This is a genomic window from Parasutterella secunda (assembly GCF_024733725.1).
Lineage (GTDB): Bacteria > Pseudomonadota > Gammaproteobacteria > Burkholderiales > Burkholderiaceae_F > Aphodousia > Aphodousia faecalis.
The window spans coordinates 254,332-277,742 of the sequence record NZ_JANRHP010000001.1 but is presented as its reverse complement, the minus strand read 5'-3'; the positions used below and the strand labels follow the sequence as shown (position 1 = coordinate 277,742).

19 protein-coding genes and 2 tRNA genes are annotated in these 23,411 nt (G+C 49.2%); 5 read left to right on the top strand and 16 right to left on the bottom strand.

All coding sequences use genetic code 11. The annotated features are described in order from the left end of the window. Position 1 precedes the first annotated feature (1 nt). The 4 genes from NW199_RS01275 to NW199_RS01260 all read right to left on the bottom strand — a co-directional run bounded on the left by NW199_RS01275 (position 2) and on the right by NW199_RS01260 (position 6,172). Positions 2 to 4,255 carry an acyl-CoA dehydratase activase-related protein gene (locus NW199_RS01275; protein ID WP_258333371.1) on the bottom strand — a complete coding sequence of 1,418 codons (4,254 nt, stop codon included), beginning with the start codon at positions 4,253 to 4,255 and terminating at the stop codon, positions 2 to 4. A 246-nt stretch (positions 4,256 to 4,501) separates the two neighbouring features. Continuing rightward, positions 4,502 to 4,999: a peptidylprolyl isomerase gene (locus NW199_RS01270; RefSeq protein ID WP_022472306.1), complete on the bottom strand. Its 498-nt coding sequence runs from the start codon at positions 4,997 to 4,999 to the stop codon at positions 4,502 to 4,504. 2 nt (positions 5,000 to 5,001) lie between these two features. After that, positions 5,002 to 5,583 (bottom strand): peptidylprolyl isomerase, encoded by a 582-nt coding sequence (locus NW199_RS01265; protein ID WP_258333370.1) that lies wholly within the window; start codon positions 5,581 to 5,583, stop codon positions 5,002 to 5,004. 10 nt (positions 5,584 to 5,593) lie between these two features. Beyond that, positions 5,594 to 6,172 (bottom strand): tetratricopeptide repeat protein, encoded by a 579-nt coding sequence (locus NW199_RS01260; protein ID WP_258333369.1) that lies wholly within the window; start codon positions 6,170 to 6,172, stop codon positions 5,594 to 5,596. Positions 6,173 to 6,367: 195 nt separating this feature from the next. Between NW199_RS01260 and cysS the strand changes: the two genes are divergently transcribed. The 4 genes from cysS to tilS are packed head-to-tail and all read left to right on the top strand — an operon-like array spanning position 6,368 to position 11,045. Continuing rightward, positions 6,368 to 7,792 carry a cysteine--tRNA ligase gene (gene cysS, locus NW199_RS01255; protein ID WP_258333368.1) on the top strand — a complete coding sequence of 475 codons (1,425 nt, stop codon included), beginning with the start codon at positions 6,368 to 6,370 and terminating at the stop codon, positions 7,790 to 7,792. A 4-nt stretch (positions 7,793 to 7,796) separates the two neighbouring features. Continuing rightward, complete coding sequence (locus NW199_RS01250) at positions 7,797 to 8,471, top strand: DNA-3-methyladenine glycosylase family protein (RefSeq protein ID WP_258333367.1); 675 nt, start codon at positions 7,797 to 7,799, stop codon at positions 8,469 to 8,471. After that, positions 8,471 to 9,577 (top strand): acetyl-CoA carboxylase carboxyltransferase subunit alpha, encoded by a 1,107-nt coding sequence (locus tag NW199_RS01245; protein WP_249091859.1) that lies wholly within the window; start codon positions 8,471 to 8,473, stop codon positions 9,575 to 9,577. The genes NW199_RS01250 and NW199_RS01245 overlap by 1 nt, the downstream gene beginning before the upstream one ends. Beyond that, the gene (tilS, locus tag NW199_RS01240; protein ID WP_258333366.1) at positions 9,543 to 11,045 is read left to right on the top strand and encodes a tRNA lysidine(34) synthetase TilS; all 1,503 of its coding nucleotides are present in this window, start codon (positions 9,543 to 9,545) and stop codon (positions 11,043 to 11,045) included. The genes NW199_RS01245 and tilS overlap by 35 nt, the downstream gene beginning before the upstream one ends. A gap of 33 nt (positions 11,046 to 11,078) precedes the next feature. On the opposite strand, the gene NW199_RS01235 is transcribed toward tilS, so the two are convergent. The 6 genes from NW199_RS01235 to pepT form a co-directional block, all read right to left on the bottom strand. After that, the gene (locus NW199_RS01235) at positions 11,079 to 12,182 is read right to left on the bottom strand and encodes an amidohydrolase (protein WP_258333365.1); all 1,104 of its coding nucleotides are present in this window, start codon (positions 12,180 to 12,182) and stop codon (positions 11,079 to 11,081) included. Between the two features lie 127 nt (positions 12,183 to 12,309). Beyond that, positions 12,310 to 12,386, bottom strand: a tRNA-Arg gene (locus NW199_RS01230). 51 nt (positions 12,387 to 12,437) lie between these two features. Further along, positions 12,438 to 13,232 carry an SDR family NAD(P)-dependent oxidoreductase gene (locus NW199_RS01225; protein WP_258333364.1) on the bottom strand — a complete coding sequence of 265 codons (795 nt, stop codon included), beginning with the start codon at positions 13,230 to 13,232 and terminating at the stop codon, positions 12,438 to 12,440. Then, positions 13,223 to 13,945 (bottom strand): hypothetical protein, encoded by a 723-nt coding sequence (locus NW199_RS01220; protein WP_258333363.1) that lies wholly within the window; start codon positions 13,943 to 13,945, stop codon positions 13,223 to 13,225. The genes NW199_RS01225 and NW199_RS01220 overlap by 10 nt, the downstream gene beginning before the upstream one ends. Before the next feature lie 40 nt (positions 13,946 to 13,985). Continuing rightward, positions 13,986 to 14,762, bottom strand: a complete 777-nt coding sequence (locus NW199_RS01215; RefSeq protein WP_022472830.1) for a UDP-2,3-diacylglucosamine diphosphatase — start codon at positions 14,760 to 14,762, stop codon at positions 13,986 to 13,988. A gap of 107 nt (positions 14,763 to 14,869) precedes the next feature. Next, positions 14,870 to 16,156 (bottom strand): peptidase T, encoded by a 1,287-nt coding sequence (gene pepT, locus NW199_RS01210; protein WP_258333362.1) that lies wholly within the window; start codon positions 16,154 to 16,156, stop codon positions 14,870 to 14,872. Positions 16,157 to 16,428: 272 nt separating this feature from the next. Between pepT and dcuC the strand changes: the two genes are divergently transcribed. Next, positions 16,429 to 17,694 carry a C4-dicarboxylate transporter DcuC gene (dcuC, locus tag NW199_RS01205; RefSeq protein WP_022472828.1) on the top strand — a complete coding sequence of 422 codons (1,266 nt, stop codon included), beginning with the start codon at positions 16,429 to 16,431 and terminating at the stop codon, positions 17,692 to 17,694. An 88-nt stretch (positions 17,695 to 17,782) separates the two neighbouring features. Here dcuC and thiC read toward each other — a convergent pair whose 3' ends face one another. From thiC to NW199_RS01175, 6 genes are all read right to left on the bottom strand, one after another. After that, positions 17,783 to 19,354, bottom strand: a complete 1,572-nt coding sequence (thiC, locus tag NW199_RS01200; RefSeq protein WP_258333361.1) for a phosphomethylpyrimidine synthase ThiC — start codon at positions 19,352 to 19,354, stop codon at positions 17,783 to 17,785. 216 nt (positions 19,355 to 19,570) lie between these two features. After that, positions 19,571 to 21,322, bottom strand: coding sequence for a C69 family dipeptidase (locus tag NW199_RS01195; RefSeq protein WP_258333360.1), 1,752 nt, complete (start codon positions 21,320 to 21,322; stop codon positions 19,571 to 19,573). A gap of 157 nt (positions 21,323 to 21,479) precedes the next feature. After that, complete coding sequence (locus NW199_RS01190) at positions 21,480 to 21,833, bottom strand: DMT family protein (RefSeq protein ID WP_249091849.1); 354 nt, start codon at positions 21,831 to 21,833, stop codon at positions 21,480 to 21,482. 110 nt (positions 21,834 to 21,943) lie between these two features. Beyond that, a tRNA-Arg gene (locus NW199_RS01185) sits at positions 21,944 to 22,020 on the bottom strand. Between the two features lie 36 nt (positions 22,021 to 22,056). Then, on the bottom strand, positions 22,057 to 22,995 hold the full coding sequence (locus NW199_RS01180) for a nitroreductase family protein (RefSeq protein WP_249091848.1): 939 nt from the start codon (positions 22,993 to 22,995) through the stop codon (positions 22,057 to 22,059). A 14-nt stretch (positions 22,996 to 23,009) separates the two neighbouring features. Then, the gene (locus NW199_RS01175) at positions 23,010 to 23,408 is read right to left on the bottom strand and encodes a nitrous oxide-stimulated promoter family protein (protein WP_258333359.1); all 399 of its coding nucleotides are present in this window, start codon (positions 23,406 to 23,408) and stop codon (positions 23,010 to 23,012) included. Positions 23,409 to 23,411 lie beyond the last annotated feature (3 nt).

The following is a 23,411-nucleotide window of genomic DNA, read 5'->3' as shown; positions in this document are numbered from 1 at the left end:
GTTACAGTCCTTTAGCGGCAGTACGCTTTGATTGGTTATCGCGAGCCTGGGCCATGAATAACTTCAAGCGGTTGCTGAAATTGGCGTGCGAAGTTCCCGCTTCAAAATCAATGGCGCACAAATTGGCGTTCGGATAAAGCTGCCTGAGAACTCGCATCACGCCTTTACCCGTAATGTGATTGGGCAGGCAAGCAAAAGGCTGCAGACAGAGTACGTTGGGAGCGCCTGTTTCCAAAAATTCCACCATTTCAGCGGTAAGAAGCCAACCTTCGCCGGCTTGTTGGGCCGGAGACATGAGGCTGTTAAGACGCGCCAGATGTTCTTTAAGTGTCGGCATCCCGTTGAAACCTGCTTGGCTTAAAGCTTGGTTGGCAATACTTCTGAGAGATTCAAAGTACCGCACAAATAGGCCAGAGGTGAAAGCCCGCATCTTGGGCCCCTTTAGCGCCTTAGCCTGGAAAATCGGATCGTAGAGACAATACAAAAGAAAGCTCGAAATATCGCCTAAACGCGGCTCAGCGCCTTCAGCAAAGAGTTCTTCCAAAATGTTGAGATTTGCCTGCGGGTGATACTTCAAAAGGATTTCGCCCACAATGCCGACCTGAGGTTTGGGCGTGTCAGTGCATTCAATAGCGGCAAATTCTTTGGCCATTTGTGAGGCATTGACTCGAAGCGCACTCTTACCTTTATCAATATCGCGGCAGGCAATCGCTTGCCATTTTTCTAAGAGCTTCTGAGCGCTGCCCGGTATTGTCTCGTAAGAGCGAGTTTTTAGATAAAGCTTTTGCAACAAATCACCATAAAGCACCCCCAAGGCTATTCGGTTAATGCCCTTGAGTCCCAGCGGAAGGTGTTCCGTTCCGCTCACCTTCTGTGTTGAGATGGTGATAACGGGAAGCTCTTGCATGTCAAGGTCTTTGAGTGCCCATTTCAAGAGGGTGGCGTAGTTCGTGGCCCGACACGGGCCGCATGTCTGCGCCAGCAAAAGCGCGCTCGTTTGCTGATCGAAGTCTTTTGATAAAACAGCGTCGAGCAACTGCCCGATGACAACAATGGCCGGATAACAGGCATCGTTATTAACGTAGCGCAACCCCAACTGGATCGCCTCGGGACGCACCTGAGGCAAGAGTTTGACATTAAAGCCTAAACTTTTCAGAGCGCTTTCAAGAATCGGGAAGTGGATCGGCGCCATTTGGGGCACGTAAATTGTCTTGACTGCCTTAAGATCCAAATTTTTCCTTTCCTTCGAACGGCCGTGCCAGACAATAGGTGACTCTTGAATGCCGGCGTGCAAATCCCGTCTGTCTTTGACAGCGGCAAAAAGCGAGCGCAAGCGGATCCGAGCCGCTCCCAGCGTATCGCCTTCGTCGATTTTGAGCATTGTATAAAGTTTGCCGGCGGGCTCCAGAATACGACGAACCTGCTCGGAGGTAATGGCATCGAGTCCGCAACCGAAACTGACCAAATGAACAAGTTCCGCCCACGGTTTATCACGTGTGAGCTCGGCTGCACGGTATAGGCGGCTATGGAATGTCCACTGGTCGATGACATCCAGTGAAGTCGTGTCGGGGGCCAAGTGCGCGATTGAATCCTCCGTGACAATCTCAGCGCCCATGGAGGCGATCAGTGTGCAAATGCCGTGGTTGACGAAGGGATCCATATGATAGGGGTGCGAGGCAATCACCACCAGGGGCGCTTTGGAGACTTCGTGCTCACGCCAACACTTTTCCCCCATCTGTCTGACTTGGCGCTGATAGGTTTGCTGCGCGGCTTCCGCACTCTGAACGGCCTCGCGAATTTGCGCGATCGGAATTTCCGGAAAGGCTTCACTGATGGCCCGTTGAACGGTTTTAGCCTCATTGAGATCAACAAAAGGCGTCAGAAGCTTCGCTTCAGGGTGCGTGCACTCAAAATTGAGTTTCAAAGCTTCAGGATAGCCTCCTACCACCGGACAGGCAAAGCGTCCCGGCACATTCGCAAAGTTCGTGCGTTCTTTCGGAATGCAGGGCAACCAAATACGCTTGAGGCCTTTTTTGGCCAGCCAAGTGACATGCCCGTGAGCAAGTTTTGCCGGCAGACAAAGGCTTTGAGAGGGAATACTTTCAATACCGAGCCCTGCGATGTAGTGATCCGAATAGGGGGAGAGCTCCACATGAAATCCGAGTTTCGTAAAAAGCTCAAACCAGTAGGGATAATGCTCATAGATATTGAGCACTCGCGCAATGCCGATTGTGCCTCGAGGGGCTTCGTTTTCGGGCAAGGGTTCTCGGTTAAAAAGAAGACTGCACTTTTTGTCAATGAAGTGCTCAGAGTTTTTACCTTCAATGCCTTTGAGAGCAAAATCACAACGGTTGCCGCTTACGTGTTTTTGCCCGCTCGCAAAACGATGCAAAGTTAACAGACAGTGGTTGTTGCAGCTCTTGCAGCGAAATTCAGTTGTTTTGACGCCGGAAAGATCGAGCGCCTTCGGGCTTAAATCCAAAAGGGGAGTATCCGCCTTTGTTCTTTCGCGGGCAATTAACGCGGCGCCATACGCGCCCATTAAACCGGCTATATCCGGTCGGATTACCTGTCGGCCGATGTAAAGCTCAAAGGCTCGCAGGATGGCGTCATTTAAGAACGTGCCGCCTTGCACCAAGACATGCTCGCCTAACTGTTTGGTATCGGCAATACGAAGCACTTTGTGTAAAGCATTTAAAACAATTGAGTGGCACAGCCCCGCGGCAATGTCGGCAACGGTTGCTCCCGAGCTTTGTGCTTGTTTTACCTTTGAATTCATGAACACAGTGCAGCGGGTGCCTAAATCACAGGGATTTTGCGCATGAAGCGCACTGTCAACAAATTCGTGAAGAGTAAGCCCTAATTGCTTAGCGTATGTTTCAATGAAAGAGCCGCACCCCGAAGAGCAAGCTTCATTTAATTTAACGTCGGCGATTGCGCCTCCCGTTACTTTCAGGCATTTCATGTCCTGGCCGCCGATGTCGATCACGTAGCTTGTTTGGGAATCAAAGGCGACTGCGGCGCGTTGGTGTGCCAGGGTTTCGACCTCATTGAATTGGCTGCCTAAGGCCGCCTGAGCAAGACTTGCGCCGTAACCTGTTGTGCAAATGGCGCGCACTCGGGCTTTATTCGGTAAAGCTGAGGTAAGTGCTAAAACTTGCGGAATCAGTTTAAGTAGGGGGTCACCCTCATTGTGGTTGTACCAGTCATAAAGGATGGCACCGTCTTGATCAATTAATGCGAGTTTGACCGTCGTACTGCCCAGGTCAATCCCTAAAAATAGGTCGCCAGAGGCATCTTGCAATTGCCCTCGTTTAACGCAATGCGCGGCGTGTCGTTTTTTGAAGTTATCAAGCTCTTCTTGATTCTTGAAGAAAGGAGCCAGATGAACAGATTCACCCGCGATAGTGTCAATTGGAGCGAGTTTTTCCAAAAATTCTTCAAGCGTTGTCTCTTCATCTTTGGTGTTTTCAAACGCATCAACGGCGGCCCCATAAGCAACAGCGTATTGAGAATTATCGAAATGCTCGAAGGTTGTTTTATCGGCTTTAAGTTTTCGCTCAAAGGCACTTGCCAGTTGCGGCAAAAAATGTAAAGGTCCGCCTAAAAAAGCCACCCGTCCTTCAATGGGTCGACCGCATGCCAAGCCGCTGATGGCCTGATCTGCGACGGCTTCAAAGATGCTTCGGGCGATTTCTGAGCGAGGAACGCCGCTATTTAAAAGAGCAACGACGTCTGTCTTCGCAAAAACACCGCAGCGCGAAGCAATCGGGTGGGACCGTTTGGCGTCTTCTGCCAGTTCATTGAGCCCGATGGGGTCAGTGTCCAAAAGCGAAGCCATCTGATCAATAAAGGCTCCGGTGCCGCCCGCGCAGGCTTCGTTCATGCGAAGTTCAACACCTTGTGTGAGGTAAATGATTTTGGCGTCTTCGCCGCCCAGTTCCACGGCAACATCCAAAAGGGGATCATTTTCATGCAGGTACGTCCCGGCCGCCACCACTTCCTGCACAAATCCGGTGCCCGTTGCACCGGCTAGGATCAAAGCGCCCGAGCCTGATAGCCGGACAAAGGCTTTTTGGCAATCATAGTGCGCAATCAAATCCGATAAAAGCCATTTGAGTGTTTGAACCACCGCACTTTTATGGCGTTCGTAACGGGCGGCGACGATTTTTTTATTGCCGTCAATGAGCGCGTATTTAATGGTTGTCGAACCAATGTCAATGCCTAAAGACAAACAGGCGTTTTGAGACTGCATATACCGAAACTGAAATAATTATCAATAAAAAAGGCCCTATCGACATCACCAAATGGCCGAATGGACTGGGTCTTACACATTCTTAAATTTTAACGGAGATGCTGCTGCTTGGATTGCCTAGTTTTTGGGCAAATTTGTTATTGGTTGGCAGGAATTGAAATGACGAAATTGGAACTTAGTCTTTCTGAAACAAAATCCGGGAAAACAAAAGATGCTTTCCCGGATCGTTAACGCTTAGGCTTAGCCTTAGCCTTCAATCACTTCGGCCTTTTCAATAATCACATTTTCTTTGGGAACATCATCATAGAAGCCCCAGCGGCCCGTCTTTACTGCGGCGATTTGATCGACCACGTTTTCACCGGCAACGACTTTGCCAAATACGGCATAGCCCCAGCCTTGCGGAGTGGGAGCCGTGTGATTGAGAAAGTCATTGTCTACGACATTGATGAAAAATTGAGCCGTAGCAGAGTGCGGATCACTCGTACGAGCCATGGCGATGGTGTACTTGTCGTTACGAAGACCGTTATCGGCTTCATTTTCGATCGGTTCGCGGGTTTGTTTTTGCTTCATCCCGGGCTCAAAGCCGCCGCCTTGAATCATGAAACCGGGAATAACACGGTGAAAGATCGTGTTGTTGTAGAAGCCATCGCGGACGTATTGTTCGAAATTTTTGCTCGTTGCCGGAGCATGTTCGTAATCGAGTTCGATATCAATGACGCCGTAGTTGGTAGTTAAACGAATCATTTCTACTTTCCTTTAATAACAGACATATTCTTAATGACCACATCGCGGATGGGCACGTCATCGTAGTAGCCTACGGAATGCGTTTTGACTCGGGCAATAGCATCAACCGTGGACATGCCGGAGACTACTTTGCCAAAAACCGCGTAGCCGTTACCGTCCTGAGCCTGATTGGCATCAAGGAAGCGGTTATCCCTTACATTGATAAAAAATTGGCTTGTGGCTGAATTCGGATCATTGGTGCGGGCCATGGCAATGGTACCTCGCACATTGGATAGACCGTTTCGCGATTCTAAAGCAATTGGGGCCCGAGTGTCCTTTTCTTCCATACCCATCACGAAACCACCGCCTTGGATCATGAAATTCGGAATCACGCGATGAAAGAGCGTGTTTTTATAAAAGCCGCTCCTGACATAGGCTAAAAAGTTTTCAACTGTCTTCGGGGCAGCCTTGGCGTTGAGCTCAATCACGAAAGCCCCCATGTTCGTATCCACTTTGACTTGAGTGGCTTGCGCAGCAAAAGCGGCAGGCGCGATGGCTACCATGGCTAGGGCAACAACGGCTGCGCGGCGAGTAAAAGAAGTCATATGAAATTCCTCAAGAGTTTTGATCCAAGTGTTTTTTAAACGCTTTGAGCTTTCTGGCTAGCACTTTGTCATCGGGGGCCAGAGAAGCGGCTTTTTCGTAGTATTGCAGAGCCTGAGCTGTGTCAGGATTTTTACCCTGCAGGGCCAGGTCGCCTAAATTTTCATAACCCATTGAAAAATTGGGATTGACGGTGACAGCCTGTAAAAGAAGTTCACGGGCTTTCACTAAGTTGCCCTCTGAAGCGTAGATTGCGGCCAGATTGTTATAGGGTTCAACAATCTCCGGATAGGACCGGATGAGTTCGTTAAAGTAGCGTTTGGCGGTTGGATTATCACCCATGCGGCTGTAAATGACCGCGCGCTTAAACTTCAATTGAACATTTTGGGGATTGTGTTTAAGCGCTTGGGCAATGTGCTTGAGCGCGTCACGCCACTGATTTTCAACAATAAGCCGGTCAATAAGTTCAATGCGTTCATTTTCTGTGCGGGGCTCGTCATACTCAAAAGCGGCCACTGCCGGCAGTGAAGCCGTGGCACTAAGCAAAATGGCGGCCATTGTATAGGGCAGCAGTTTCTTAAGTGTGAACATTTCAAGGCATCGATAGTAAAGTCACTTGCATTATATCGGCGAAGCGTTCTTTTCTTCTTAAACAAATGCAACGAAGCGTTTCGAAGCAAACATAATCAGGAGAGACCGTAAAGGTGAAAAGATGGCTCGCTCGTTCGCCGCTTCCTATATACTGTCATGAATCGATAACTTGATTTTGAAAAATAAAAAATTCCCATGGCTCTTGAACTTTATTCCACGTTATCTCGCCGCAAACAGGCTTTTGAACCGATCACTGCGGGGGAAGTAAAAATGTACGTCTGCGGCGTCACGGTATACGACTACACGCATATCGGTCATGGCCGCACCTTCATCTCCTTTGACATCATTCGCCGTTGGCTTGAAGCAATCGGTTATAAAGTGACATTTGTACGCAATATCACGGACGTCGATGACAAGATCATTCGCCGTGCTGCTGAACGTCACGTGAGCTGTGAAGCATTGACCGATGAGTTCGCACAAGCCATGCAGGAAGACATGATCGCTCTCGGCTGCTTGCCGCCTACCGTTGAGCCTCGCGCCACGCACTTCATCCCGCAAATGCTCAACATCATCGAAAAGTTGCAGCAAAAGGGACTGGCCTATCAAACAAAAAGCGGTGACATGGCCTATGCCGTTCGTCAATTTAAAGATTACGGCAAACTCTCCGGCAAATCGATTGATGATTTGATCAGCGGCGAGCGTGTGGCAACTGACGATACCAAGCGTGATCCGCTTGATTTTGTATTGTGGAAGAGCGCCAAGCCTGGTGAACCGCAATGGGATAGCCCCTGGGGTAAGGGTCGTCCGGGTTGGCACATTGAGTGCTCGGCGATGAGCTGCCACTATTTGGGCGAAACATTTGATATTCATGGCGGCGGTCCGGACTTGATTTTCCCGCACCACGAAAACGAAATCGCTCAAAGTGAAGGGGCAAACGGAAAGCGCTTTGCCAACTACTGGATGCACACGGGTCCTTTGCGTGTAATGAATAAAGAAGGCAAAGAAGAAAAGATGAGCAAGTCGCTCGGAAACTTCTGGACCGTGCGCGATGCCATCGCTGAAACCGATGATAAGTTCGGTGTCGGTAACGGCGCTCAGGTGCTTCGTTTCTTCTTAATGCGCACTCATTACAGAAGTCCGATTCTGTTTGGACCGGACTTAATTGTCGATGCGTACCAAAGCTTAAAGCGTCTTTATACGGCCTTAAAGGATGTTCCCGCTGACGATTTGCCGCTTGATTGGAACGAAGAATGCGCTAAGCGTTTTGCCGAGGCGATGAATGATGACTTCAATGTTCCGGTGGCGGTTGCTCAACTTTTCGAATTGGCCAATCGTGCGCAGGCTCAAAAGAGCGCTGCGATGAGTCGTCAGTTAAAGAAGCTCGGCGCCATTCTCAATATCCTGCAAGCGGATCCCGAAGTGTTCCTCAAGGGGTCTACGGCCGGTCTTGATGAAGCCGCCATTGAAGAAGCCATCGCTGCTCGCGCGGCCGCTAAAAAGGCCAAGGATTATGCGAAGGCCGATGAAATTCGCAAACATTTGGCTGAACAGGGTGTGATGCTTACGGATACACCGCAAGGGACGACTTGGCAACGTGTATTGGTTGAAAAATCACATTAACTAAATGACGGCTCATTTGTCCACAGAAAGCGCCTTTCCTGACTACTGGGAGGAGGCGCTTTTCTATCTTTCTGAGCGAGATCCGGTGATGAAGCGCCTTATTGAGCGTTACCGTCATATTGAATTTACCGCTCACGAAAGCGTCATCGCCTCAATTCTACGAGCCATTGTTGGCCAGCAAATTTCCAATAAAGCTGCCGCGACCCTTTGGGGCAGGCTTTGCCTACTAAAACACGGTCGTTGGGATTCTTTTATTGTGGTTACACCTACAAGTACGTTGCGCGGCCTTGGTTTTAATCCTCGAAAAATCGCGGCGATGAAAGAAGTGGCTTGGCGATTTGTTTGCGGTCAGTGGACTGAAGAGGGTTTTGCTCGAATGGATGACGCGGCGGTCAGCCGAGCAATTGAGAGCATTCGCGGGCTGGGGCCGTGGAGCGCGATGAGCGTTTTAATTTTTGCTCTGAAGCGCCCCGATATTTTTCCGTTGGACGATTTTGGCGTTCGACAAGCCCTCGTAAATCTCTATTTTTCCGATGAAAATGTCATTTCTGTGGGGCGCAGTGGGGCCAAAAGCCGTGTAAAATTACTCGCTAATGTTTGGGCGCCGTATCGTACCGTCGCCACTTGGTTTTTATGGCGTTCCTTAGAAAATACGCCCCTCGAAAAAGAGAGTGAATAATGGCAAAACAAGTTTTTTTAGATTTTGAAAAGCAAATTGAAGAGCTCCAAAGCAAAATCGACGAATTAAATGAAATGCAGGAAAAAGATGAGGGCAAAAAGATTGACCTGTCATCTGAAATTGAGCAGCTTCAGCACAAGACTGAAGAGCTTCTGAAAGAAACCTATGCTGAATTGACTCCGTGGCAGACGTCATTGGTTGCCCGCCATCCCCAGCGTCCCTACATGCTCGATTATGTGAACATGGTCTTCACGGATTTCCACGAATTGCATGGAGATCGTGCCTACGCTGACGATACCTCGATTGTGGGTGGTTTGGCTCGTTTGGCCGGTCAGCCCGTGGTGGTGATCGGTCATCAAAAGGGGCGTGACACAAAAGAGCGCATGATGCGCAACTTCGGTATGAGCCGTCCAGAAGGCTACCGTAAGGCTTTGCGCCTGATGCGTTTGGCTGAAAAGTTTTCGCTTCCGGTCTTTACGTTTATCGACACACCGGGGGCTTATCCGGGTATTGGCGCCGAAGAACGCGGTCAGTCCGAAGCCATCGGTCACAATCTCTATGAGATGAGTCACTTGAGAACGCCGATTATCGCAACGGTGATCGGTGAAGGCGGCTCGGGCGGAGCTTTGGCTATTGCTGTGGCCGACACCGTTAACATTTTGCAGTACTCCATTTACTCCGTAATCAGCCCCGAAGGCTGTGCTTCCATTTTATGGAAGGATGCCTCCCGTGCACCGGAAGCCGCTCAAGCCTTGGGTTTGACGGCCGATCGTTTGCGTGAACTGGGCCTCGTGGATCGGGTTTTGTCCGAACCCTTGGGCGGTGCTCACCGCGATCCGCAGCTGATGGGGGCAAGCTTAAAGAAGACGCTCACTGACCAAATGCGTCAATTCAATGCGATGAATTTGGATGACTTGGTATCGCGCCGTCTTGAACGCTTGCTTGCGTACGGTAAATTTGAAGAAAAAGAGCTCGATAAAGTGCTCGAACCGATTGCCGAGCACGAAAGCATTCACGAAGAGCAGCCCGTCAAAACGACTAAAAAACGTGTAACGCGCACGAAGAGCCACAATGCCGACAAGAAGTCTGAAGACACAGCCGCATAAAACCCGATCCGCTGCGACGCTCTCGCTTCGCACCGTAGAGGGAAAACTTCTTGCAGCCCTGCGCGAAGCGATCAGTGAAGCTTGCGGGCAGGGCTCTCAGGCGAATCTTTTTAGCGCTGCCCGAGACTTTTCCAAAAAGGTTCGTATCACCGTCGGATTTTCCGGCGGCCGAGACTCTGTTGCCTTGCTCAAAGCGCTCTGTGTCCTGCGCGATAAACGAAACAGCCCTATTGAAGATATTCTCGCAGTGCATGTGCACCACGCCTTAAGCCCTAATGCCAATAAATGGGCAAGGTTTTGCAGGCAGACTGCTGAGGCGCTCGGTGTTAATTTCAAAGTGGCCTATGTGCGCGTTAAGAGCAAAGGGGAAGGCGTAGAGGCTGCAGCCCGTAAAGCGCGTTACGAAGCGATTTTCAAAGCTGCCGAAGCATTTGATTCACACATGGTGATGACCGCTCATCATCAGGATGACCGCCTTGAAACGTTCCTCATTCAATGGATGCGAGGCGCGGGTGTGGACGGTTTGGCTACGTTCCCTGTAGCCCGTTCGGTGGGCGCAGTGAAGTTGGTGCGTCCCTTGATGCGCCTGCCTCGAGAACTTCTTGAGCGCTATCTTGAACTCAACAATCTGACTTGGGTTGAAGATGAGAGTAATGCCGATACGGCCTATCTTCGCAACGCCATTCGCCATGAAGTGCTGCCTTTGATGGAAACGATTCGTCCGGGTTTTAAGGAAGCCGCAGCCCGCTCTGTGGAGCTTATCGCTCAAAGTGCACAGGTTCTCAAAGAAGTAGCGCATGAAGACTTGCAAAGAATTCAAGACGCCGATCGTGCTCTTTCGATTGATGCGCTGCTAAAACTGTCGGACTCCCGTCAGGCATTGGTGCTGAGAGCCTGGATTGAAAGTTTTGGTCTCCTGCCGCCTTCTAAAGCAAAGCTTGATGAGGCTCTCAAACAGACGCGTCTCACGCACAACGACACCAAACTCGCGATCAAGGTTGGTACCAATCTTGAAATCAGGCGTCATGGGTCAAAGCTTGTGATGAGAGAGACGGCCGGTCAGAAAAAAGACCGTACGCAGTTTGAAACGCTCCATTGGACGGGCCCGGGCCGCTACTCTCTGCCTTCTTGGGGCGGAGAGCTTGTGATCAGCTTGGCCAAAGACGACGAACCCGGTATTGCAGAATCCTATTTCACAGACAGAGAACTGCAAGCCAGACCCCGTCAGGGCGGTGAAAAGTTAAAGCTTTTCAAAAACCGTCCCCGCAAACATCTCAAAGACCTTTATCAAAAGGCTGAGATTGCAGAGTTTGACCGCTCTAAACTTCCTTTATTGTGGAGTGGGGAGGATCTGATCTTTGCAGCAGGCCTCGGAATGGACGTGCGCTATCAGGGCGATGGCGATGAAACACGATACCGCATCGAGTGGCATGCGGATGCCACGCTGCTTTCCTTAATGCAAGGATAGAAAAAAGCCCGGTTTTCCCGGGCTTTTTGGTCATTAACCTAAGTACTTCAACGCAAAAGCTTCCATAACCTTCACGCCGTTGATAAGAGACTCAGGATTGAGTTTCATATCCGGGTGATGCAAGCCGGGCGTTGCACCGGCGCCGACACCGATATAAGCGGTGCGAAGGGACGGTTTCTTGATCTTAAAGAAGTGGAAGTCTTCACCGCCGCCGATACTCGTGGCACGAAGTTTATCCGCACCCAACGTTTCAGCGATGCAGTCGCTCATTTCTTTGACGAGTTCATCGTCATATTCACAGGCAGGAATCACATCGCCTAAAAGCGTCATCTTGGCTTTACCGCCAAAAGCAGCTGCCGTGCTTTGAGCGCTCTTCTCAAGCTTTTCAAGCATGTCCTTCATAAGCGGATTGGTTTGAGCGCGCACGTCATACATGCAGTAGCCCTTATCAGGAATGACGTTAATAGCCGCACCGCCCACATCAATCTTGGTGCATTTCATGGACCAGGTAAGCGTCGGCGCAAACTTCAGAAGGCCTGCATTTTGAACGATGGCCGCAAGCATTTCAGCGCAGTTCACACCCAAATGCGGACGGGAAGCATGAGAGGAAAGCCCCTCGACATCAATGCGGACAAAGATGCTTGCTGAGTGCATCAATGTGGCTGCTACGGTGCCATCCGGAATATCGGTAGCGGGACGGATATGAAGTCCTAAGGCGATATCAACGTCTTCAAGCACACCGTCATCGATAACGGACAAAGCGCCTTTGAGCGTTTCTTCACCGGGCTGAAAGAGCAACTTTAAGGTTCCGCGTTTAATCTTGCCCTGCAGGCGGGAGGCGATCGCTAAAAGCATTGCACAGTGAGAATCGTGACCGCAGGCATGAATAACCTTGTCTTCGCCGTTAACTTTAAAAGGCAGTGCGTCCATATCCGCACGAATCATGACGCACGGACCCGCTTCGGCGCCTTTTTCAATGGCGACAACACCGGTCTTACCGATGCCGGTTGTGACCTCATAGCCCATTTCTTTTAGCTTTTGGGCGATGTAAGCGCTGGTTTTAAATTCTTGGAAACCTAATTCAGGCGTTTTATGGAGGTCGTTATAAACCTCCACGACATTGAGTTCTTGAGCCATGGGTCGATTCTCCTTATTAAACATTTAATAGAACAATTTAAGCAGGAGCGAGGCCAAAGAACAATAAGCAAAACTGTGTATATTGAATGCAAAAAGGGAAGCTTTTTTGAAGCTTCCCTTTGAAATTTGGTGCGCCGGGTAGGATTCGAACCCGCGACCCCCTGGTTCGTAGCCAGGTACTCTATCCAACTGAGCTACCGGCGCGTAGGGTGGAATTATGCACGCTTTCCCATAAAGTTGCAAGGGCTATGGTGATTATTTTTTCACAGCCAATCTCAGCACTTCTTTTGCGATCAACCGCGTAAGACCTTTGGGGGCGAGCTGGGACGAAACCGTCAGGAGTTTATTTAATATTCCGTAAGTGGCTAAAGCTTTATTTTTGAAAAGAGCGCTCAATCCTCGCTCTGCCACAGAACGAGCATCGGTGATAGCAAATTCGAAACGATCACACTCGCTGACACCGGCCCGGTTCCAAAAATTGGTTTTAACCGGGCCCGGGCAAAGCGCCGTAACGTGTACGCCTTCGGTTTTGAGCTCTTCATGCAAGGCTTCAGAAAAACTCAATACATAGGCTTTGCTGGCTCCGTACACCGACAAATAAGGGCAGGGCATGAAAGCCGCAATTGATGCGACGTTGAGGATATAGCCTTTGCGTTTTGCCCTCATGCTTGGCGCCAATGCCAACGTCAGAGTGGTGAGAGCTCGGACGTTTAAGTCAACCAGATTGATGTTTTCAGCGCTATTTTGCTCAAGCGTTTCACCATACAGACCGAATCCTGCGTTATTGATCAGGACCTCAGGTTCAATATTTTCTCGTTTGAGATGATTGAGTAAGTTTTTCAGACACACGGGATCGGTCAGATCGCCGGCTAGGGCAAGTTGGGCCTGTGGAATCAGTTCACGCATTTCCGCCAGTCGGGCAGTATCGCGGGCTGTGATGACAAGACGATAACCCCAGGCGGCAAGCAACTCACAAAACTGCAATCCCAAGCCGCCCGTTGCCCCGGTAACGAGCGCCCAAGGGGCGTCCTTTTCAATAACTAACGACATACTTCAGAGACTTCAGGCAACTCAACCACTTTAACAGTGCCGTCTTGCGCATAAAGGTTATCAATGGCCGATTTCACCATGTAGGGCAAAATGTCGTCAATGCGGTTGCAGGTAGCCTCGTTTTTAACGATCGCCGTAAAGACGGTCGTTGCTCGCGAGCCCTTCATTTCAAGCAGTTTGACATCCAATTCACGCATATAAAGCTGTTGGTTGTAGACCCTGGTCGCAAAAGCCACTTGCGGACCAAATCCTGCGTAGGGACCATGCCAGTGTCTATGGTGTCCCCAGCCCCAACCAAAGCCACCGCCCAAGTAGGTTACAGGAACGCTTTCGGAGCGTTGGATAATACGGGAAGGTTTGACCGACCAGTCAATGCTCATGCGGTACTTTTCGCCGCTTCCGGCCTTAACCGTTTCAAGATGAGCTGCTGCCAAAACATTCTGCATGCTCGAGGCGATAGACCGGTAGGTGGCGTCATTTTGCTTAGATTTTGAGGCCGGAACAATGGCAATCTTGTCACCCCAATCAGGCATGGCATGGAGGCCCGGATTGAGATCGGGCGTCATGGACAGTTTCGACGAAATCGCTACATTGGTTTTCACTGTGGGTGAAGCGCAACCGGTAACAGCGACAAACGCAGCGGTAATGAGCGCTAATTTCAGAACTTTTTTGATCACTTTGCACCCCGGTTCAATATCTGTCTCACTATCCATTTTAGAGAAAGCTCGCACGGTCGGGAGCCTTTCTTGTAACTTACTGAAAGGTTTGTAAAACAGGCGTTGCGTTTATAAAGGTCAAGTAACCGCCTTTAAAACAGTTGGCTGCGCAAAATCGCCAGTCCGGCAGCACAAAACGTTTCAGCTCTTCGCTAAGCGCATATTCTCCGGGTTGATGAGTATGACCGTGGATGACAAACGAGCATTGCTTTTGTAGTGCAGCGTCGGCGACGGTTGGCGCGTCAACGTCCATCAACAAAGCTTCCTTCTTTACTTTGCTCTCCTTAGAACGCGTCCGCGCATCGTGGGCGATCTTGAGCCGTTTTGACAATGGCAGTCTTAAAACAAGCCATTGCCACCAAAAGCTTCTGACTTTTTGACGCACTTTTTGATAATCGTGATCATTAATACACCAAAGGTCGCCATGAGAGAGTAAAACATTTTGGGTGTTAATCCGCGCAACGCACGGATCGCGCAAAAGAGTAGCTCCCAACCGGCTCGCAAGTTTTTTCCCCATCATGAAGTCACGGTTGCCGTGCATGATAAAGAGCTTGTGACTCTGTCCCCACTTTTGCAGCGGCTCAAGAATGCGCGAAGCGCTTTCCCAGGCATCGTCACCCACCCAATAGTCGAAAAAGTCCCCTAGTATTATTAATTCGCTGTGCTTTTCTCCCACTTCGTGTAAAAAGCGGATAAAAAATTCGGCTTGAGCTTGAGATTCGGCGTTCAGATGTAAATCCGAAATAAAACAGGGATCGAACAATTCAATCCGATCAGTTTGAGTCTCGATGGTAGGGCAGGAAAAAAGTGACATAGCGTAAAAGTACAAACGGATGTCGACATTTTAACCAAGAAAAAAGAGACGAAAAAGCCGTCTGAAAAGTATGACTTCAGACGGCTGGCAGTCAGGTCTAACTAAAGCTAGTCAAGCGTTTTGACTTCCGCGGACATCTTACCGAGCATGATGCCGAGGTCCAAGGCTCTTTGAATGCCCGTTACGGAGAGACATTCATAGACACCGTGATAGTTCATGCCGCCGGTAAAGAGGTTCGGCGTGGGCAAGCCCTTGGCAGAAAGACGGGCGCCGTCAGTGCCGCCGCGCACAGGTTTTTCGTGGATTTCAACGGCAATGCGACGATAGGCTTCACGGGCAAGATTGCATACTGCCGGATGTTTATCAAGATAGTTTTTCAAGTTATGGTATTGAACCTTGATATCGGCGCTAACACGGTCTCCCCAGACCTTATTCATCTCTTCAACCATCTTGCGGACGTAGTTCATACGGTCTTCAAAACGAGTGTTGCTGTGGTCGCGAATGAGCATCTTGAGATCAACGCCGCGAACAGCGCCGGAAATGCCCATCGGATGGAAAAAGCCTTCATGACCTTCGGTTTTTTCAGGAGCGGACTCCGCCGGCAAACGAGCGATGAAGTCCATGGCCATGCGAATGGCATTGACCATCTTGTTTTTGGCCGAACCCGGATGCACATTCAAGCCTTCAAAGTGAACCTTCACCATGGCGGCGTTAAATGTTTCGGTTTCAAAACCGCCTAATTCATCACCGTCAAAGGTGTAGGCGTATTGAGCGCCGAATTCTTCAATGTCAAAATTTTCTGTACCGCGACCGACTTCTTCATCAGGGGTGACGGCAAAACAGAGTTTGGCATGGGGGATTTCGGGGTGTTCGACAAAATAGCGAGCCGTTTCAACGATGATGGCAATGCCCGCCTTGTCATCGGCGCCCAAAAGCGTGGTGCCGTCTGTGACGACAAGTTGTTCTCCGGCATATTTGGCCACACCGGGGAAGCGCTCAAGGCTCAAAACGATGTTTTTGTCCTTATTTAAAACGATGTCGCCGCCTTGATAGTCAAGCACTTGCCATTGAGCGGGATCGCCCGAGGCTTCGGGTGAGGTGTCCATGTGGGCAATAAGACCCATGGCGGGCAGCGTTTCAAGTCCTTCGGTCGCGGGCAGGTAGGCCATCACGATGCCTTTATCGGTGATCTTCACATCTTTAACGCCAACGCTTTCAAATTCGGCTTTCAGAAGTTGGGCGTAAGCCATCTGAGCTTGGGTCGAAGGGGCTGTCGTGCTGTTAGGGTCAGATGTGGTGTTGTATTGCGTATAGGACAAAAAGCGTTGCAAAACCAAGGGCAATTGGGCAAAACTTTCAGCCGTATAGTTGCCGTAATAGTTGTGTTTCAACATGGGATGTTCACCTCAAAAAATAGAGCGTCACCAATAAACCGCGCTCAAAATCGTCGATGATTTTATCGGGATAATGTTTTTGCCTTAAATTAAAAACTAAGGCATTTTGCCTAATCTCAAATTGGATTGAAATTTAGTGTGATCTAGGGGTTTTAACCTATTTTTCAGACTAGATAGTTTTACCTATAATCGCCCAATATTTTTGTCACCAAAGGCTATTTAGGCTCATTGGGGACAATCAAACTCTTTTTCCCCTTATTCTGGAGAACAACATGACTTGGACTATGTGGGCGGCCTTGATCGTGGTAGTAGGCACGGTCTGGGCGCTGATCAAGCGTTATGAAACACGCTTGGTGCTCTTGACATCAGGCTTGATCATGACCATCCTTTCTTTGGATCCGATGGCAGCGTTTGAGCAATTTGACAAATCGATGACCAACAACTCACTGATCATCGTGATCTGCTCGTCGATGGGTTTTGCCGCGACAATGAACTTGACCAAATGTGACTTGCATTTGGTCTCTCTTTTAACGAAGCCCTTAAATAAATTGGGCATTTTGCTTTTGCCCTGCTGCATGATCGTTACGGGTATTACTTCTCTTGCGATCTCCTCTCTTTCTGGTATGTGTGCCGCAATCGGTCCGACAATCGTTGCGTTGATGATTCGCGCCGGTTTCCGTCCGGCAATGGCTGCCGCCACCGTGATTGCTTCAACCCTGCCGTCATTCTGGTCTCCGGGTTCTTCTCATAACGGTTTCGTGGCCAAGCTCGCCGAATGGCCTGTGATGGACTTCATCACCTACACGGGCTTCCGTACGCTTTTGATTTCGATCGTTTGTATTGTTTTCTTGACGGTTGCCTGCTTTATTTTCGGCGACTTCAAGAAAGGCGGTTTTGAAAACGACGGCGTGCACAAGAGTAATGTTGAATTGCCCGAGCATCCCAATATCCTTTGGGCCTTTGCTCCGCTTCTTCCGGTTGTTCTTTTGTTCGTCATCGCTTTCTGGTTCCCGAATGTGAAGATGAGCGTTGCAACCGCTATGCTCTTCGGTTTCATCTATACCATGATTGTGACGCGTTCCAACCCCACGGAATTGATTAAAAAGTTCTTCGACGGTATGGGACACGGCTACGGCAGCATCATCGGTTTGATTATCGCGGCCGGTGTTTTTGCCGCCGGTTTGCGTACCTGTGGTGTGATTGATGTGTTTGTCGAATATCTGAAGAATTCTTCCGAAGTGGCCAAACTCGGTGCTGCTATCGGTCCGATGGCTTTGGGTATTATGACCGGTTCCGGTGACGCTGCGGGCTTCGCATTCAATGAAGCGGTAACGCCTCACGCTCCTGAATTCGGCATGACGATTCCTGACTTGGGTTACTTGGCAATTGTTTCGGCTACCTTAGGCCGTGTGTCTTCACCGATTGCCGCCGGTGTCATCATTATTGCCGGTATCGCCAATGTTTCGCCCTTGGAAGTGATTAAACGCTCGCTTCCTGTGAATGCGGCAGTCTTGGTGTTCCTGTACTTTATCAGTTAAAACATCAAGCTAGGCGCAAGCTTAAACTCTTGCGCACGAAAAGCATCCGCCCGCTGACTTTTTCCACAAAAGAGCGGGCGGTTCTTTTTTAACCGAACAGATCTCTGGCTATTTTCATTGGACAAAATTTTGGACCGCACATGGAACAAAAATGAGCTTCTTGGGCGCCACTTCCGGCAAGAGTCTCTGAGCGCATTTGTTCGGCTTTATCTGGACTTAATGACAGTGCGTATTGGTCTGTCCACCTGAATTCAAAACGAGCCATACTCATCAATGCATCCCACAATTGAGCACCTGCTACACCTCTTGCGACATCGGCGGCGTGAGCAGCGATGCGAAAAGCTGCCATACCCTCGCGAACGTCATCGGAGTCGGGAAGACCTAGATGCTCTTTGGGAGTGACGTAACAAAGCATGGAGGCTCCTTTTGAGGCGATTTCTGATGCCCCAATCGCCGCCGTGATGTGATCGAATCCTGCGCCAATATCACACACGAGAGGCCCTAAAGTATAAAAAGGAGCATCATCGCACCACGTTGATTCCAACAGAGCATTCATTTCAATTTCAGATTGACGGATATGTCCGGGACCTTCAATCATCACCTGAACATCAAAGTCAGAGGCACGGCGATTTAATTCTCCTAATGTTTGAAGCTCAGCCAATTGAGCCGCATCACTTCCATCTAAAATCGATCCAGGTCTTAACCCGTCTCCGAGCGAGAGAGTGATGTCATAGTGTCGTGCGATCTCAAGTATCTCGTCGAAGTGCTGATAGAGAAAATTTTCTTCCTTTTTTAAGTGCATCCATTGAGCCAAAATTCCGCCCCCGCGTGACACTATTCCGCAAAAACGGTTGCGAGTTAACCCAACATGGTGACGAAGAATGCCGGCATGAATGGTCATGTAATCGACTCCTTGCTCAGCTTGTTGCTGCATGACGTGAGCAAATAAGTCCCAAGAGATTTCAGAAACATCTCGTGCACGCTCCAGCACTTCGTACATCGGAACTGTGCCAATGGGAACGGGACTTGAACGAATGATGTTTTCTCGAATTTCTGAAATATGTTCCCCAACGGATAAATCCATTACGGTATCGGCACCGTTATTGATGGCTTCAGTCAATTTCACAATTTCTTCTTTTTTTGCATCCGCTCTGACTGCATCGGAGGTACCGATATTGGCATTGATTTTTGTTTTAAATTGTTTGCCGATGACCATCGGACGGGCTTCCGGATGCAAGAAATTCAATGGCAAAACCGCCCGGCGGGAAGCGATTTCTTTTCTCACTGTTTCACCGTTAATTTGATCACAACGATTAAGGATAGGGAGTAATTTCGCTTTTAATTGGGAATGGGCGCAACGATCTAATTGCTCCTTTAATTGGCTAACCGCGATGCTTTCACACAAGGCCGCATAATGCATTTCAGCGCTGATTTCTCCTTTTCTGGCTAAAGCTAGCTGAGTGGGAGAGCCCGGACGAGGTCTTTCTCGTTTGGTTAAAGGAAGTTCTGATAAATAGACCGCATGGTTGGGAATATAAAAGTTGGGATTCTTTCGAGCACCAAAAACAACAGCCGTATCCGACTGAATGATGCGTTTGAATGGAACTTTTTCGCCGCAGGCGGTTGTGAAAAATTCGAGTTTATCGAGTTGGTTTTGCATGGTTGTCTCCATAAATTAGGAGGACTTCCAATGCGGTCGGCACATTTTTCAATGTAGAAAATTAACGTTTTGCGCCGCAGGTTTTAACCTGATCCGCTAATGGGAGTATTTCTCAACGGCCGTTTTGACCGTACCTCCAACGTTTTTATTGCAAAACTGTAGCAAAAAAAAATCGGGCCGCGTGCGGCCCGAAAAAGTAAAGTGAACGTTTAAGTTTTAGTCGACAAACTTGACCGTATCCATTGCCACAAAGCGGATGCAGTTACAAAGACCACGGAGGTACGTATCGGTTACTGTGCCGGCGATGGCAAACTGCGCGACCTCATGGGCGTTAAAAGTCAAAACGCAATCGGTAAAGCCATCACCGTCAACATCTTCGAAGCGGTGTTTGATCGGACGCGCCGGCGCATTGACAGATTCTTTCTTTCCTGTAAAGCCCAGACTCCAATAGACCGTTTCCATATCCAGACCCGTCACGTCGAAATCGGCGCTACCATAAAGGACAACTTCCACTTCATGCTCTTGGCTGATGCTTACCGCTTCAGCTTCAACACTCATTGTGTGAAGGCTGATTTGTTTGAGCATAGTTTCCCATTTTTCATCAGCTTGAGCGCATTCTTTGGCTGTAAATTCCCCAAGATATTGCCTGGCTTGTTCACGGGGAAGCGTTTTTGCATGAGCCACTGCGGCTTCATAATCACTTTGAAGTTTTTCTGTGAACTGCTTCTTAGCACGTACGATGCCGGGCAAAAGACCACGGTTAAAGTTCGTCAATTCACCGACCGTGGCGTAGATAAAGAAACTCTTATCCAGATCGTAGTCCAAATAATGGGGTTCAAGATGGAAGTGATTCTTTCTCGCCTGTTCAATGCTCATCCACTGATAGCCTTCAGGGATAATGCCCGACATTGGGAACCAGGGAATATAAACGCCGGTATCCTGATAGCTCGAGCAGCGCCACATCGTGTTGTAAAGCGGATCTTCAGCTAAATCCATAACCCATGATTCACGTGTTTGAGAACGGGAAATGTCACGGGCCGAAACGTGGAACGCGTCTTCTTTGCCGTCTCCTCGCATCGCGTAGGATTCATAGCAGGTGAGCCCCAGGACATCGCGAACATCTTCGACACCCATGGCGTGAGCCGGAGAAAGCAATTCCGGGTAATGCAATTCATCACCGTAGTAATTTCCGGTAATAGCCCACCAGCCCAGGCGCATGCGGACGGATTTTGTCGGCGCGTGGCGGTTTTCATCGCTTTGATAAGCCATGGCGAAGTCAAAGTCACTGTAGTCACCAGGCACCTTCGGGGTATAGCGGCCTTTTTTAATGGCATATTCAATCAAGTCGGCCGGAGCGATGACGTTTTCATGGTCATTGATGTCAACGTGGCGGATGGCAAGCATATTGGAAATCAACATAACCTTGTCATCGGGAATGCGCTTGGCAACGTAATGGTGGCCCTTGACAACGTTTAAGCACCAGGCTTCATTTTTGTCGGCAACGGTATAGTTTCGGGCAGAGCCAAAATAGCCGTATTCATCCAGAAGTTTGGCGGCAATTTCCATGGCTTCACGGGCAGTTTTGGCGCGTTCTGCCATAATGCGGCGAAGCAGGAAACCGACGCCACCGTCTTTCAAACCGAGGGCGGCTTCATCGGGATCATCGCCATCAAAGGAAGAACCACCGCCGTTGGAGCAGATAACTAAGCCGGCTTCGTTCGCATACCCTTGGTCAAAGGAAGAACCGTCAATTTGCAACATATTGGACCAATAGGTGGCAAGCGTTTCTGCTGCTTGGGGAACTTTGGCACGGCCAGGTTCTGCGACGAGCAAATCACTATCGGCGTGCTTGCCGCCCGGCACATAGAACTGTTGATGGAAAACGCGGCCGCCCGCATCCTCGTTGTGACCGACAATAACTCGGCCGGTTTTTGAAACGGCTTTACCGACAATAACGGTGGTACACATGAATGGTTCTCCTTTCGGGTGTACGTCTAGAGGGTTGAAAAAGCCCGTTGGGCGGGCTCTGAAAAATAACTAAGCAATATTACCAAGGGCAAGTAAAAAAGAAACGGCCGTTAGTGTTTTTGCTAATGGCCGTTTGGATGAAATTTAAAAAAATCTGCTACCACTCATGGAATATGATGAACGCCGCCGCGACGATCAGGGCAAAGCCCAGTATGTAGTTCCACTTGAGCGGTTCACCCAAATAGAGAACAGAAAAGCCCATGAAAATCGTCAGCGAAATGATCTCCTGGATGGTTTTAAGCTCCGCGGCACTGAAGTAGCCGTAGCCTATGCGATTGGCCGGCACTTGAAAACAGTATTCAAAAAAAGCAATGAGCCAGCTGATAATGACAATGTGCCAGAGAGTGACTTTGGGGAAACGAAGATGTCCATACCAAGCAAAAGTCATAAACAGGTTGGAGCACAGCAAAAGTCCGATAGTCACAACCGGAACAGGCAAATGCGACAACATGGCAAAAATCCTTAAGATCAGTAGGTTAAATCGTGGAGGCGATTATAGGATCGCGATCCGTTTGTATGCAAAAAATAAGGGGGAGTTATTGAACTCCCCCTTACGAAATTTGGTGCGCCGGGTAGGATTCGAACCCGCGACCCCCTGGTTCGTAGCCAGGTACTCTATCCAACTGAGCTACCGGCGCGTGAGGACGTAATATTACGCAGCTATTCCCTTTTTGTCAAATTACATGATCAAAAATGGAAGCCGGATGTTCTCCGACCGAGCAAATTGCCATTATTTTTTCGTCCGGAGCTAATTTCATCAGTTCCCTTGCTTTTTGATCATCCACTAATAATCGGCAGGTACAACCCAGCCCCATGGCCACCGCGGCTAAATAAACCGCCTGTACCTTAACACCGACATTGATCGCGCGCGCTCTTTCATTGAGCTCGCCTTCAGAAAAATCGACTTTAAATGTTTTATCAAGGAGTTTTGTTGTAAAAGTCTCCGTTTTTCTCGCATCTGAAACAAAAACCAAATGTTGGCTGGCCAACTTCATCCAAGTTTTTATTTCACCAAAGTGTTCCCGTTGGTCTTTGCCTTCAATAAAAAGCAGGGCATGACGCTTGGGAAGGTATTTCCATATGCCGTTTGCCTGCACAACGTAGACACTGACATCTTGCCAATTCAAAGCTGACGGAGTTGTCCGTTTGAAATTTTTTCGATTAATACCGTTTGCAGCCCACAACAGTGCCGCGACCATTTCTTCGGCGATGGGTTCGCCGGAAAAATCTCTGCTCGAACGGCGTTTTTCTAATGCCTCCTGAAGGGTCATTTCTAATTTTCGAGGCGAGGGCAGTTGCCTTAAAACATCATTTTCACCGATCGTTTCCAACGGTTCATTTTCTTCTTTGTAGCGATCGAGCATTGCCTGCAGTTCGTCAATCTCAAAGCGATCAAGCCACTGATCCAGTTTTTCCCTTGAGCGTTCCTGCACATCATCCCACTCCAGGAAAAATTCATCCTGCTTCGTTTTGATTTCCCGAGTGAAGAGTTTTTGTCTGGCCTTTAAATCACGTTTGGCACTTTCCCAGTCTTTAATAAGTCGTTCTTGTCGTTCTTTTAATTCGGACTTCAGATTTTCAATTGAGTTTTTAAATTTCGCTTTAACAGGCATTTTGACCTTCCTTCTTAGTCGGCTTTTACTCGAACGCGCCGAGCTTTGGGATTGCGGGGCTTGTCAGGGGCATTTTTCATATTTTTAATGAGGTGTTCGGCAGTGAGAATCGGATGACGCCATAGCATCCTCGGTCCTTCTTCTCGCATAATGACCCGAGCTCTGTCTTTTTGTTCGGCTCGATAGCAGTGGATTGTGCATTTAAAGCAAGTTGGTTTTTTCTGACCAAAGGGACAGCAAGCCAGACGCGTTAATGCATACACGAGAAATTGTTTGCAATCGTCACATAACACTTCGCTTCCGTGGTGACGTTGGCAATAGTCCTTAACCATTGCCGTGAGTAATTTCGCTTCTCGCTTTAAAGCGCCGGCTTCAAGCCTTTCGGCATGAACAGTTGGTTTAAGCTCATCCATAGG

Bases quoted from the DNA above. Each gene is read 5' to 3' on its own strand.
- NW199_RS01275 (WP_258333371.1), bottom strand. From the start codon at position 4,255: ATGCAGTCTCAAAACGCCTGTTTGTCTTTAGGCATTGACATTGGTTCG.
- NW199_RS01270 (WP_022472306.1), bottom strand. From the start codon at position 4,999: ATGATTCGTTTAACTACCAACTACGGCGTCATTGATATCGAACTCGAT.
- NW199_RS01265 (WP_258333370.1), bottom strand. From the start codon at position 5,583: ATGACTTCTTTTACTCGCCGCGCAGCCGTTGTTGCCCTAGCCATGGTA.
- NW199_RS01260 (WP_258333369.1), bottom strand. From the start codon at position 6,172: ATGTTCACACTTAAGAAACTGCTGCCCTATACAATGGCCGCCATTTTG.
- cysS (WP_258333368.1), top strand. From the start codon at position 6,368: ATGGCTCTTGAACTTTATTCCACGTTATCTCGCCGCAAACAGGCTTTT.
- NW199_RS01250 (WP_258333367.1), top strand. From the start codon at position 7,797: ATGACGGCTCATTTGTCCACAGAAAGCGCCTTTCCTGACTACTGGGAG.
- NW199_RS01245 (WP_249091859.1), top strand. From the start codon at position 8,471: ATGGCAAAACAAGTTTTTTTAGATTTTGAAAAGCAAATTGAAGAGCTC.
- tilS (WP_258333366.1), top strand. From the start codon at position 9,543: ATGCCGACAAGAAGTCTGAAGACACAGCCGCATAAAACCCGATCCGCT.
- NW199_RS01235 (WP_258333365.1), bottom strand. From the start codon at position 12,182: ATGGCTCAAGAACTCAATGTCGTGGAGGTTTATAACGACCTCCATAAA.
- NW199_RS01225 (WP_258333364.1), bottom strand. From the start codon at position 13,232: ATGTCGTTAGTTATTGAAAAGGACGCCCCTTGGGCGCTCGTTACCGGG.
- NW199_RS01220 (WP_258333363.1), bottom strand. From the start codon at position 13,945: ATGGATAGTGAGACAGATATTGAACCGGGGTGCAAAGTGATCAAAAAA.
- NW199_RS01215 (WP_022472830.1), bottom strand. From the start codon at position 14,762: ATGTCACTTTTTTCCTGCCCTACCATCGAGACTCAAACTGATCGGATT.
- pepT (WP_258333362.1), bottom strand. From the start codon at position 16,156: ATGTTGAAACACAACTATTACGGCAACTATACGGCTGAAAGTTTTGCC.
- dcuC (WP_022472828.1), top strand. From the start codon at position 16,429: ATGACTTGGACTATGTGGGCGGCCTTGATCGTGGTAGTAGGCACGGTC.
- thiC (WP_258333361.1), bottom strand. From the start codon at position 19,354: ATGCAAAACCAACTCGATAAACTCGAATTTTTCACAACCGCCTGCGGC.
- NW199_RS01195 (WP_258333360.1), bottom strand. From the start codon at position 21,322: ATGTGTACCACCGTTATTGTCGGTAAAGCCGTTTCAAAAACCGGCCGA.
- NW199_RS01190 (WP_249091849.1), bottom strand. From the start codon at position 21,833: ATGTTGTCGCATTTGCCTGTTCCGGTTGTGACTATCGGACTTTTGCTG.
- NW199_RS01180 (WP_249091848.1), bottom strand. From the start codon at position 22,995: ATGCCTGTTAAAGCGAAATTTAAAAACTCAATTGAAAATCTGAAGTCC.
- NW199_RS01175 (WP_258333359.1), bottom strand. From the start codon at position 23,408: ATGGATGAGCTTAAACCAACTGTTCATGCCGAAAGGCTTGAAGCCGGC.